Here is a 12,170-nt window from a genome sequence, read left to right on the forward strand (position 1 = left end):
CGGCCCTCGCTGCACCCCGGGCAGGCGCCTAGTCCGCTCGCCCGTCGTTCACCCGTCAAGGCCGGCTCCCACCCGGCGACCGCCGTGCCCCCCGAACGCGGGGCGGCCAGACTGGGAGCGTGACCGACGACGACCACCGCCCCGTGCGCCCGCCGCCCGCCGCACCAGCGCCCGCCGCACCCGCCGCCACCGCTGCCGCCACCGGCGGGGCAACGTCGACGCAGCACCGACCCGCCGGCCGTCGCGAGCTCGTGGGCGCCCTCGCGTTCGCCGCAGCGGTCGTCGTCGTCACGGCGGCGCAGATCGGGGGCACGGTCCTCCTCGTCCTGCTCGGGGACGGCGGCGGCGTGACCGCTCTCCTGCTCGGGGCCCTCGGCCTGGCCCTGCTGACGATCGCCCCGATCGTGCTCGGCGCCGTCCTCGCGGCGCGGGACGCGCCCACCACCCACCGGGAGCAGCAGCGCGCCCGCCGCCTGCTCGGGTGGATGCTCGGCATCCAGGCGGGAGGAGCGGCCCTGGTGCTGCTGTCCGCCTGGCTGGGCGACCCGCCCGCCTGGCTCCCCGCCTCCTTCGTCGCCCTCGGTGCCGCGCTCATGGTGGTCGCGCTCGTCGCGGGCCCGGCGGTCGGCGAACACGTCCGGCAGGGCGCAAAGCCGGTCGAGTGGCGCGAGGTCCCCCGCGGGGAGGTGCGCCGCGGGGTGCGCACGGTGACGCTCGCGTTCGTCCTCACGTTCGTCCCGGCCGCCGTAGGCCTCTCGTTCGTCCCCCTCGACGACGACTCAGGCGCGGACCTTCTCTTCGTCGCCGCCGGGCTGGGGTTCCTCGCCGCCTCGATCGCGTGCACCGTCGTCTCGTTCCGGCTGATGAAGCAGGCAGGGGCGGTGATCGGCCGCGACCACGACAGGGCCAGGAGGATCGGCAAGGCCGTCCTGTCCCGCCGCCCGCTCGAGCTGGGCCCCGACGACGAGCGGGTCGCCGCCCGGTGGGCCTCCGTGAGCGCCGTGTCGCTCCCGGTGCAGTACGCGCAGAGCGCGACGCTGTTCGCCGGCCTGATCTGCAACCAGCTGCCCCAGGCCCTCGGCGAGGACGGCTGGATCTTCTCCCGTGTCCTGCTGGTCGCGATGACCGCCATGCTGCTCGGCTTCGCGCCCTTCTTCCTGGCGCGGGCCTCGCGTGCTCGGCGCTACGCCGCGGCACGGACGCACCTGCTGCCGCCGAGCGCGGCCGAGACGGCGGGATCTGCGGGCCCGGCGGGCCCGGCTCCCGCGCCCGCCGGCGAGCCCTCGTGACCGTGCCGTTCCCCAGCCGACGGGACCTCCGCCGCCGCGGCTGGCACGAGTGGCGGGCCGGGGCCGCGCAGCTCCTCACGCCGCGTCGCCGTCTCGTGCTCGCCGTGGCGGCCGCCGTCGTCGGCTCCGCGGCCGCCCTGGGCACCGATCGTCTCCTCTCGGGCGTCGACGCCTTCGACGGGCCGGGCGCGGTCCGGGCGGTCGCCGCACTCGCCTTCGCCTCGATGTCCGTCGCCTTCGTCGTCCTGGTGGCCGTCGGAGTCTGGCTGCGGCGCGATCGTCGGTCGCTGGCGCCGGTGTCGTGGCGGGACGATCGGCTCGTCGTGGACCACACGACCGAGGGCGCGCCGGAGCTGTCCGCGACCCTGGCCCCGCGCCTCCTCGACTCGGCCCGCAAGCAGCGGCTCGGCCTCGTGGGCGTGCTCACGATGACCCTCGGCGCTGCCGCCGCGTTCACGGTCGGCATCGTCGGCGTGGTGGCCATCGCGATCGTGGAGGGGTTCCCCGGGTTCGGCTTCGCCGGCGCCCTCCTCTCGGTCCTCAGCCTGCCGTTCACCACGGCCGCCAGCCTCGAGGGGCTGGGCCGCGCCGCCGTCGCCCTCGACCTCGCCGAGGCGCACCCGTCCCGTTCGCACCTCGCGGGCACCGAGTTGCCCCGGGATGCTGCTGCTCCCTCGTCGAACTGACCCTTCGGGGCAACTCGTCGGGCTCGCGGCCCACACGTGGGCCAGCCCGGGAGGCACCTGAGCCAGAAAGTGGATTGCACACAACTCAATTGCGCGCAACGTGATACTGTCGAGGGCATGACCGCGGCCGCCCCGACCACCCCCCTGCTCGACGAGCAGATCTGCTTCGCGCTCTACGCCGCGTCGCGGGCGCTGACCACCCGGTACCGCGAACTGCTCCAGCCGCTCGGCATCACCTACCCGCAGTACCTCGTGATGCTGGTGCTGTGGGAGCAGGGGCCGACCGGGGTCTCCGGTCTCGGCGAGCGCCTCCACCTCGACTCGGGCACGCTCTCCCCGCTGCTGCGTCGCCTCGAGGGCCAGGGCCTCGTCACCCGTACCCGGGTGCCCGACGACGAGCGCAGCGTCCGCGTCGAGCTCACCGCCGACGGCGAGGCGCTCCGGGCCTCGGCGGCCGGCATCCCGGCGAGCATCTGCGCCGCCACCGGCCTCGACCCCGCGGCGATCGCGGCCCTCACGGCCCAGGTCGGCGAGCTGGGCGACAGCGTCCGCGCCGCCTCCTAGGCCTGCCGCCGCGTCGGCACGCCGCCTCACCGGCCCCCACGACTCCTCCGACTCCCCCTCCCCACACGAAAGAAGGACACGATGCCCACTCGCACCTCCCGCACCGCATGGAACGGCAGCCTCGAGACCGGCGAGGGCCAGGTCGAGCTCTCCAGCTCGAAGCTCGGCACCTACGACGTCTCGTTCCCGAAGCGCGCCGCCGACGACGCCAACGGCTCGACCAGCCCCGAGGAGCTCCTCGCGGCCGCCCACTCGGCCTGCTACGCCATGCAGTTCAGCGCCGTCCTCGGCCAGGCCGGCGGCACCGTCGAGGCGCTCGACGTCAAGGCCGACGTCTCGCTCGGCCCGGACTCGGCCGGCGGCTTCAAGCTCACCGGCATCGCCCTCACCGTCCGCGGCGAGGTCTCCGGCATCGACGAGGCCCAGTTCCAGGCCGCCGCGAAGGACGCCAAGGAGACCTGCCCCGTGAGCAAGGCGCTGACCGGCGTCGAGATCACGCTCGACGCGACGTTCGAGAGCTAGGCAGCACCGCAGCACCGCAGCACCGACGAGCCCCGCTCCTCACCGTCCGCGCACGACGCGGCGAGGGGCGGGGCTCTCTCGTGCGGCTGATCCGTCACGAGACGGATCAGCCCACACGCACACCTGATCCGTCACGGGGCGGATCAGCCCACACGGACACACCCTCGTCCCGTGCAGCACCGCGGCCTCAGCCCCGATCTGGGGCCAGGTCGGGGCCAGTCACGAGGAGGCGGCATTCCGAACCCGAGACGACGCAGCAGCGCTCGGGCACGGACGACCGGGCGATCCCCTCCACGGAAGGCCCGACGATGCACGACGAGACGCGCCCCACGGCGACCCCCACCTGCCCCGACTGCCACGGCCCGGCGCGACTCGTCGACAACCCGTACTACGGCTCCGGGCTGAGCGTGCACCCCTGGGTGCTCACCTGCACGGCCTGCTCGTCGTCGACGTTCGTGCCCCGGCAGGAGCCGCGAGCGGCCGCTGCGCCGTGCCCGATCCGGGGCCGCAACGCGTGGGCCCGCCTCGTCGGCCGGCGCGGTCGCCGCTGACGCCGACCCCGCTCGGCACCACACCACGCTTCGGGCGCTGCACCGGGACTAGACGCGGTGCAGTGCACGAAACACGGCGAGACGCAGCGCAGCGCAGCTCAGCGCAACTCAGCGCGGCTCAGCGCGGCTCAGCGCGGCTCAGCGCGGCGCGGCGCGGCTCAGCGCAGCCGACCCATGACGCTCCCGTCGAGCCCCGCGAGCAGCGCAGCCACGTCGTCCCACACCTCGACCGCGCCGGCCTCGGTCAGCGACGCCGCCGACGTCCCGCCCGAGCGGACGCCGACGCAGCTGACCCCGGCACGACCGGCCGCCTCCACGTCCCAGACGGCGTCGCCGACCATCACCGCGTGCGCGGCGTCGACCCCGGCCTTGTCGAGCGCCCCCTGCACGATTCCCGGGTCCGGCTTCGCCGTCTCGGCGTCCTCCGACGAGGTCACGGCCCAGAGCGCACCCTCGACGTCGAGCAGGTCGCGGAGCACGGCGAGCTCCTCCTCGGGGGCGCTGGTCGCGAGCACGACCCGGTGGCCCCGTCGCGTGAGCTCGTCGAGCAGCTCGGTCGCCCGCGGGAAGACGTGCAGGTCGGTGTCGCCGTGGGGAAGGTAGTGGGCGGAGTGGCGCTCCTTCGCCTCGTCGCCCCGCGCCTCCGCGACCTCGTCCCCCAGCAGTCCCGAGAGCAGCAGCGTCGAGTCCTTCCCGATCGCCTCGTGGATCCGCCAGCTGTCGACCGGGTGCTCGATGTCGGCGAACGCCTTCGACCACGCGTCGACGTGCGCGTAGTTCGAGTCCACGAGCGTCCCGTCGATGTCGAAGAGGACGGCGGTCGTGCGGGCGCCCGCCGCGGGAGCGTCGGAGACGTCGGTCGCAGGAGCGTCGGAGGCGTCGGTCGAGGGGGTGTCGGAGGCGACGGTCGAGTCGGTCATGCCTCCACCCTGTCCTTGCAGCGACTGCACCGTCCGGGGGTGGCGCCGACCGGCTCACCAGGGTACGAGGTGCACCCGACAGCTGGGCACCTCCTCCGAGCCTCCTGGGAGCGGGAACACCCGACCGCCGGGCCGGCGTTGGCTGGTCACATGACTACGTACGGAATCATCGGAGCAGGCAACATCGGCAGCCAGGTCGCCCGGGCCCTCATCGAGCACGGCCACGACGTCGTGATCAGCAACTCTCGCGGACCGGAGACGCTGACCGACCTGATCGCCGACCTCGGCGAGAAGGCCCGTGCCGCCACGGCCGAGGAGGCGGCCGAGGCAGGCGAGGTCGTGGTCGTCACGGTCCCCCTCAAGAACTACGAGGAGGTGCCGGTCGCCCCGCTCGCGGGCAAGGTCGTCATCGACACCAACAACTACTACTTCGAGCGCGACGGCCACATCGCCGCCCTCGACAACGGCCTCGACACGGTGTCGGGCATGCTGCAGCGCCACCTGCCCGAGAGCAAGGTCGCCAAGGGCTTCAACCACATCATGGCGAAGGACATCACCACCGACGGCAAGCCGGCCGGCACCGAGGGCCGTCGTGCGCTCGCCACCTCGAGCGACTTCGAGGAGGCCGCCGAGCTCGTGCAGCGCCTCTACGACGAGGTCGGCTTCGACACGGTCAACGTCGGCCCGCTGAGCGAGAGCTGGCGCGTCGAGCGCGACCAGCCCGCCTACGTCGTGTCTCAGACCCGCTCGGAGCTCGTCGAGAACCTGGCCAAGGCCACCCGCGCGACGGCGACGAACGAGCCGGCGCCGCACGCCGACGAGGCGTAGCCGGAGCTCCCCTGCAGGAGGCGCCCCGCACCTCCTGCAGGCACACCGCCTCGTGCGCGTGTGCCGCAGCGCCATGAACCGCGTTCCGAACCATGAACCGCGAAAGAACGCGGTTCATGGTTCGGAACGCGGTTCTTCGTGAGCCCGGCGCGCGGGCCCGACCGGCGCGCAGGGCCAGCCCCGCGCGCAGCCGGCCCCACGCGCAGGCCAGCCCCGCGCGCAGGCTGGCCCCGCGCGCAGGCCAGCCCGCGCGCAGGCCGGCCGCGCGCGCGACCGTCAGCGCGTCACGACGACGAACCCGCCGCCGCGCACCAGCGCGACCGACTGACCCGAGACCGTCCGCTGCGACACGAGCGCCCCGCGCGAGTCGTAGCTCGCGACCGTCGACCTCACGCCGCGTGCGCCGACCGTGGTCGGCAGCGGCAGGCGCGAGGTCGACGAGACCAGCTCGGTCGCCCGTCCGCCGGCCCCGGTCAGCGCCAGGCGCTGCACGAGCGGCCGGACGATCAGCGCGTCCACCGTCACCGGCTGCGACCCGCGGGCCGTCACCGTCACGGAGGTGGTCCCCGGCCCGACGGGGATCGGCAGCGTCTGCGGCAGCAGCGCCCCCGAGGCGGCGGTCACGCCCTGCGCGCCCACCCGGGTCGTCAGGGTGCCGAGCGGCACCCGTCCGGCCCTCCAGACAGAGGTCGACACGACTCCCTCGGCGCCGAGCAGCACCGGCTCGACGTGGCGGAGCCCCGACCCGGCGGGCACCGTGATCGTGGCGCTCTGTCCCGGCTGCAGCGTGAGCGCGGCGCCGCCGCTGTACTGCGACTCGCCCGTCCACGCCGAGTCGGGGGTGACGACGGTGCCGGTCGTGGGCGACGCGCCCTCGGCCTCGATCGTCGTGAGGCCGTCCCGTGACGCGACCGCGGTCGACGCCTGGGCCAGCGCCGACACGTCGGGGGCCCCGTCGAGCGCGATCATCGACAGCAGGCCGTGGATCGTGCTCTCGGCGCCGCTGTTGCGGTTCACCGAGCCGTCGGCCTGGACGCCGTCGTTCGTCACGCCGGTCGCCCGGTCGTAGACCGGCTTCCCCGAGCGGTTCGTGCCGAAGTACCAGCTCGCCGCGACGGCGGCCACCTGGCGGAAGCCCGCCCCGCCCGAGGCGTCGGCCACGGCGAGCGCCGACTGCAGGCGCGAGTCCGCGCCGTAGGCGATCTGCGTCTGGTCGACGGGCGTCGGGTACCAGGCGTTGTCCGGTCCGCTGGCCGTGAGCAGGGTCGTCGTGAAGGAGGCAGTGTCGACGACCGCAGGAGCGAGCAGGTCGCTGCGCCCCAGCACGGTCGAGGCGCGCGCCAGGGCCGCGGGCATCTGCGACGCCCACGAGTGCCACATCGAGCGAGAGTTCGTCCACGGCAGCACGGCGCCGTACGGCCAGGTCTGCGGGTCGCCCGACGCCATGCGCGCCACGCCCTCTGCGAGCTGCGTCGTCGCGGTGCGCACGGTCGCGTCGTCGGGGGCGGCGGCGACGTACGAGCTGAGGCCGAGCACGGCCTCGGCCGTGGCGTCGGCGCCGTCGACGATCAGCCAGGCGGGCACCTGCGTGCCGTCGGCCACGTCGTACTGCCCGTAGCGCGACAGCGTGTCGCGCTGCAGCGCCGTCACGCCGAGCTGGAGCCGCTGCTGCAGGAACGCGGCGAACTCCGGGTCCTCGTCGCGGAACGCCGCGTAGCCCTCGCCGAACGCCCAGATGCTGCGGGCGAGCCAGTAGCTGTTGCCGCTGTCGGAGGGGTCGGGCAGCTCGACGGGGACGGGGCTGCGGTTGAACGTGCCGTCCGGCTGCATCCACAGCACGACGTTGCCGGCGGCCGGCCCCGTCGTGGTCTGGAAGTACGCGGTCGCGCGCAGCAGCTCGTACGCCTTGTCGCGGCTCGCCTCCGCCCCGGTCTGCTGCCAGTCGCGCAGGTACACGACCGCGGCGCGCGACACGTCGTCGGAGTTGTACGCGCCCTGCCCCCAGTACCCGGTCGCGGGGTCGAGCGGACCGCCGCCCACCCGGGCGAAGGTGCCGCCGTCGCGGGCGTCCGCGTAGGTCCACGGCAGTGTCAGCGTCGGCTCGGCGTCGAGGCGGTACGAGGTGTGCCCCTCCTCGGCGGCGGGCGTCGTCTGGTCGAGCAGGAAGTCGAGGTGCGCGAGGTTCGTCAGCGGCGCCGCCGTGGCGGCAGCCGACGGCGCGGCAGCGCTCGGCGCAGCCGGCGCAGCCGGCGCAACCGGCGCAGCCGGCGCAGGCGCAGCCGGTGCCGCAGGAGGCGCGGCGGACGCCGGCAGCGCCCCCGTCACCCCCAGCGCGATCGCGGTCGTGGCGGCCAGGGCGAGCCCGGCCCATCGTGAGGTGCGTGCGGTCATCGTCGACCGCCTCCTTCTGTCTCGTGGTGCGGGATGTTCCAGGGTGGTCTCAGGTCGTGACGTGCCGGTTCGCGGGCCTCTGACGCGTCAGCACCCCCGCGAAGGGGCAACTCGCCAGCAGCCCGGGCGCGCGAGCCCGGGCACTCGCGTCAGGCGCGGTCGAGCCGGGCGACGCCGATCCTCGAGTCGGCCATGCCGTAGAAGACGAACGGCACCCCGTCCACCTCCTCGATCGCGGTGGGGAAGACCACGTTCGGGACGATGCCGTCGCGCTCGTCGGCGGTCTCGGCCTCGAGCAGGGGCACCGCCGACCGGGTCACGACCCGGGACGGGTCGTCCGCGTCGAGGATCATGCCGCCCGCGGCGTAGTTGACGTTCTGCTGCTGCGCGAAGGCGTCCTCGATGACGCCCGTGACGCCGTGGTGCAGCAGCAGCCAGCCCTCGGGCACGCGGCGCGGGGGCGGGCCGCCGCCGATCTTGAGCTCCTCGAAGGGGAACTCGGGGCCGGCCACGGGTCGGTGCTGCCCCCAGCGGGCCAGGGCGCGCTCGTCGGCCGCGACCGCGTCGACGGGCACGTAGCTGATCCAGATCGAGTGGCGACCGTCCGTGACGCCGGCGGGCAGCGGGCTGCCCTCCCCCGGCACGGTGGCGCCGATGTGCCACATCGGCCGGTGCAGCACGGCGAAGCTGCGCACCCCGTCGGGCGCGGTGACGGACGACGGGAAGAACGTCGTGTCCTTGTTGTGGAACAGCCCGAGGTCGGTGTCGAGCTCGTCGACGTAGTCGAACGTCACGGGCCCGAGGCGGCGCCACTCGCGCAGGTCGTCGCTCACGGCGACGGCCGTGCGGGGCCCGAGCGGGCCGTACGCGACGTAGGTCATCACGTGCAGGCCGAGTTCGTCGACCCGGGTGACGCGCGGGTCCTCGACGCCCGAGTGCGTGGCGCCGCGCTCCCAGCCGCGGTCGGGGGCGAGCACGACGCCCTCGCGCTCGACGCCGACGGGCACGCCGTCGGCGACGACCACGCGGGCGAGGCCGACGCGCGAGACGTTGCCGGCGGCGACGAGCCGCGGCAGCAGGTACAGCTCGCCGTCGGGCCCGCGGCCCGAGCCGGGGTTGAGCACGCCCTCGGTCTCGAGCGGCTCGTCGGGGTCGGGCGCCATGACGACGCCGAGGCGCGTCAGGCGGTAGGGGAACGGAGGAGGTGCGGTGTCGGTCACGGGGGATCTCCTGTCAGCCCTTCACGCTCGAGCCGACGTCGGTCGAGATGAAGTAGCGCTGGAACACGATGAACAGCAGCACGACCGGGGCGGCGAGCACGACGGCTCCCGCCAGGGTCGCGCCGAAGGGGTTGGCGGCGGTGGCGGCGACGTTCGAGATGTAGTTCGCCAGCGAGACGGCGAGCGGCTGCATCGACGCCTCCTTGGTGATGAGGAACGGCCAGAGGAACTCGTTCCACGGCCCGATGAACGTCAGCAGCAGGGCCGTGACGAGCGCGGGGCGGACGAGCGGCAGGGCGATGTTCCACAGCAGCCGGAACTCGCCGGTGCCGTCGATGCGCGCCGCCTCGAACAGCTCGCGGGGCAGCTGCAGGAAGTACTGCCGGAAGATGATCACCGCCGTCGAGTTGATGGCGAACGGCAGGATCATGCCGAGGTAGTTGTCGCTCAGCCCGTAGTTACGCGCGATGAGCACGTACAGCGGGATGACCAGCAGCTGGAACGGCACCACCTGCACGAGCAGCGCGAGGGCGAAGGTCACGCCGCGGCCCCGCCACTGCAGCACGGCGAGCGCGTACCCGACGAGCACCCCGAACACGACGGTGCAGATCAGCACCCCTGCCGTGAAGATGCCCGAGTTGACGAGCCCCGTGAGCAGCCCGATGCGGCTGTCGATCGCGGCGTAGTTCTCGAGGGTGAGGTTCGACGGGTGCGGGAACGCGCCCGCGACCGTCGGGTCGGGCCGCGCCTGCAGCGAGCCGATCACCATGTAGTAGAACGGGAAGAGGAACGCGAGCGCCCCGAGCGCGAGCACGACGCCTCGCAGCGTGGTCTGGGTCCTGGACATCTCAGTCCTCCTTGCCGCCGGCGAACCGGTTCTGCAGCAGCGCGATGATCAGCACGAGCACGACGAGCACGACGCCGATCGCGGCCGCCTGGTCGGGGTTCCCCTGCTCGATGCCCTTCTGGTACATCAGCAGGACGGGCGACGTGGAGGCGCCGTTGGGGCCGCCTCCGCCGGTGAGCAGGTACGGCTCGGTGAACAGGTTCGCCCCGGTCACCGTCGACACGAGCAGCACCAGCACGGTCGCGGGGCGCACACCGGGCACCGTCACGGTGAAGAACGAGCGGATCGGGCCGGCGCCGTCGCTCGACGCCGCCTCGTAGAGCTCCTTCGGCACGTTCTGCAGCGCCGCGAGGTACAGCAGGATGTAGAACCCGAGCTGCTTCCACGTGACGAACAGCGCGATCGAGGGCATCGCCCAGGCCGAGTTGATCAACCACGACGGCGACGGCGCCAGCGGCCCGAGCACCTGGTTGACGAGGCCGCTCCCGGTGAAGAGGAACAGCCAGACGGCCACGACGGCGACGCTGGCCGCGAGGTACGGCACGTAGAAGGCCACGCGGAGGAAGCCCTTGAAGTGCGACACCTTGTCGAGCGCCGACGCCAGCACCATGCTCAGCACGACCGTGAGCGGCACGTTGATGACCAGGAAGATCCCGACGTTGCCGAACGACCGGAGGACGGCCGGGTCCGTGAACGCCGTGACGAAGTTCGCCAGCCCGACGAACGGCCGGTCGACGACCGCGCCCGGCGCGGTGAAGAAGTAGTCGTGGAACGCGATGTAGACCGCGTACACCAGCGGGTACGCGAAGACCGCGAGCACGAAGATCAGGTACGGCGCGCTGAGGAGCAGGCCGAGCGGGTTCTTGCCCAGCAGCGAGCCTCGCCCGCGGGCCTTCCGACCCGGGGAGGCGGGGGGCGCCTCCTCGGGTCGGCTGCCGGCGGCCGGGGCGGTCGCCCCGGCACGGAGGGAGGACACGGGTCTCAGCCCTGGGCCGCGAGCTCGTCGACCTTGGACGCGGCGTCCTTCAGCGACGATCCGACGTCGCCCTCGCCGAAGATCACGCTCTTCGACCACGCGTCACGGAAGGCCTGCAGCTCGGCCACGGTGTTCGGGCCCGACGGCACCTCGATGGTGCGGGCGGCCTGGTCGCCGAAGAGCGCGTACGACGGGTTGGCGTCGAAGTAGTCCGAGTAGGTCGAGGCCAGGTCGGTGCGGATCGGCATCTGGCCCGTGGTCTCGAGCAGGGCGCGGTCGGAGTCCTCGCTGGTCGAGTACTTCAGGAACTCCCACGCGGTGCCCTGGTTCTCGCACGCCGTGTACATGCCGACGTTCTTCGCGTCGCTGAACGTGTAGGTCTCGTCGGCGTCGGTGCCGTCCTTGGTGGGCACCGGCACGGCGCCCCAGTTGACGTCCTCGTAGACGTTGACCGCCCACGGGCCGACGATCGACATCGCCGCCTCGCCGTCGGCGAAGCTGTCGCCCGTGTACTGCTCCTGGCCGGCCAGGCCCTGGTCGTACAGGTCGCGCCAGAAGCCGGCGACGTCCTCGCCCGCGCCGTCGGCGAAGGTGGCCTCGCCGTCCTCGATCAGGCCGGTGCCGCCGGTCTCGGCCGCGTAGAGCGGCATGAAGTCGAACTGCGTCTGGAAGAACTCGCTGGTCGGGGCCGGGTGGATCGCGTAGTCGGAGACGCCGGCGTCGACGAGCGTCTTGCTCGTGGCGAGGAAGTCGTCGTAGGTCGACAGCTCGGGGGCCTCGGCGTCGAGGCCCGCCTGCGTGAAGAGGTCCTTGTTGTAGAAGATCATCACCGGGTTCGACTTCCAGGGCATCTGGTAGTACTTGCCGTCGGCGTCCTGGTACTGCTCGGCGAGGTCGCCGCTGCGGTCCTCGATGTACTCGGCGCCGTCGTCGAAGCTCGACAGGTCGACGAGGCCGCCCTGCTTCTGGAACTGGCCGACCGCGCTCGGCGCCGTGTTGTAGACGAGGCAGGGGGCGTTGCCGGCCGTGATGGCCGCGCCGATGACCTCTTCGCTCGACTTGCCGGCCGGGATCTCCTGGCCCTTGACCTGCTCGTCCGGGTGGTCGGCGTTCCAGGACGCGACCGTGGCCTTGCCCCACTCGACCTCGGACTCGTTGTTCGAGTACCAGACGGTGATGGGGCCCTTCGCGGTGAGGGCGTCGCCGCCGCCGCCTCCCCCGCCGCCCGAGCAGGCGGTCAGGCCGAGGCCGGTGAGCAGGACGGTGGCTCCGATGAGTGCGGTGCGTCGTTGCACGGTGTTCTCCTTGGGTTCGGGTGGTGCGCTGCGGTGCAGGGGTCGTGCGGGTGAGGGTGTCGTGCGGGTCACGGTGTCGTG

12 protein-coding genes are annotated in these 12,170 nt (G+C 73.3%); 6 read left to right on the forward strand and 6 right to left on the reverse strand.

The window, feature by feature from the left end:
• Nucleotides 1-119 precede the first annotated feature (119 nt).
• The 5 genes from ACZZ97_RS11830 (at nt 120) to ACZZ97_RS11850 (ending at nt 3,612) form a co-directional block, all read left to right on the forward strand.
• A complete protein-coding gene (locus ACZZ97_RS11830) occupies nt 120-1,289 on the forward strand; it encodes a hypothetical protein (protein WP_463473285.1) in 1,170 nt (389 codons plus the stop codon).
• A complete protein-coding gene (locus tag ACZZ97_RS11835) occupies nt 1,286-1,975 on the forward strand; it encodes a hypothetical protein (protein ID WP_463473286.1) in 690 nt (229 codons plus the stop codon). The genes ACZZ97_RS11830 and ACZZ97_RS11835 overlap by 4 nt, the downstream gene beginning before the upstream one ends.
• Before the next feature lie 117 nt (nt 1,976-2,092).
• A complete protein-coding gene (locus ACZZ97_RS11840; RefSeq protein ID WP_463473287.1) occupies nt 2,093-2,539 on the forward strand; it encodes a MarR family winged helix-turn-helix transcriptional regulator in 447 nt (148 codons plus the stop codon).
• 81 nt (nt 2,540-2,620) lie between these two features.
• Nucleotides 2,621-3,061 (forward strand): OsmC family peroxiredoxin, encoded by a 441-nt coding sequence (locus ACZZ97_RS11845; RefSeq protein ID WP_133738304.1) that lies wholly within the window; start codon nt 2,621-2,623, stop codon nt 3,059-3,061.
• Between the two features lie 308 nt (nt 3,062-3,369).
• Nucleotides 3,370-3,612 carry a hypothetical protein gene (locus ACZZ97_RS11850; protein WP_463473288.1) on the forward strand — a complete coding sequence of 81 codons (243 nt, stop codon included), beginning with the start codon at nt 3,370-3,372 and terminating at the stop codon, nt 3,610-3,612.
• Between the two features lie 158 nt (nt 3,613-3,770).
• On the opposite strand, the gene ACZZ97_RS11855 is transcribed toward ACZZ97_RS11850, so the two are convergent.
• Nucleotides 3,771-4,532: an HAD family hydrolase gene (locus ACZZ97_RS11855; protein ID WP_463473289.1), complete on the reverse strand. Its 762-nt coding sequence runs from the start codon at nt 4,530-4,532 to the stop codon at nt 3,771-3,773.
• Nucleotides 4,533-4,682: 150 nt separating this feature from the next.
• Between ACZZ97_RS11855 and ACZZ97_RS11860 the strand changes: the two genes are divergently transcribed.
• A complete protein-coding gene (locus tag ACZZ97_RS11860; RefSeq protein WP_463473290.1) occupies nt 4,683-5,360 on the forward strand; it encodes an NADPH-dependent F420 reductase in 678 nt (225 codons plus the stop codon).
• A 276-nt stretch (nt 5,361-5,636) separates the two neighbouring features.
• On the opposite strand, the gene ACZZ97_RS11865 is transcribed toward ACZZ97_RS11860, so the two are convergent.
• From ACZZ97_RS11865 to ACZZ97_RS11885, 5 genes are all read right to left on the reverse strand, one after another.
• The gene (locus ACZZ97_RS11865) at nt 5,637-7,751 is read right to left on the reverse strand and encodes a hypothetical protein (RefSeq protein WP_463473291.1); all 2,115 of its coding nucleotides are present in this window, start codon (nt 7,749-7,751) and stop codon (nt 5,637-5,639) included.
• 149 nt (nt 7,752-7,900) lie between these two features.
• Nucleotides 7,901-8,914, reverse strand: a complete 1,014-nt coding sequence (locus ACZZ97_RS11870; protein ID WP_463473804.1) for a glycoside hydrolase family 130 protein — start codon at nt 8,912-8,914, stop codon at nt 7,901-7,903.
• 70 nt (nt 8,915-8,984) lie between these two features.
• On the reverse strand, nt 8,985-9,818 hold the full coding sequence (locus ACZZ97_RS11875) for a carbohydrate ABC transporter permease (RefSeq protein WP_123547795.1): 834 nt from the start codon (nt 9,816-9,818) through the stop codon (nt 8,985-8,987).
• Between the two features lies 1 nt (nt 9,819).
• A complete protein-coding gene (locus ACZZ97_RS11880; protein ID WP_223269518.1) occupies nt 9,820-10,692 on the reverse strand; it encodes a carbohydrate ABC transporter permease in 873 nt (290 codons plus the stop codon).
• Between the two features lie 107 nt (nt 10,693-10,799).
• Nucleotides 10,800-12,089, reverse strand: coding sequence for an ABC transporter substrate-binding protein (locus ACZZ97_RS11885; RefSeq protein WP_463473292.1), 1,290 nt, complete (start codon nt 12,087-12,089; stop codon nt 10,800-10,802).
• Between the last annotated feature and the right edge of the window lie 81 nt (nt 12,090-12,170).

This window comes from Frigoribacterium sp. AC512 (assembly GCF_979258295.1).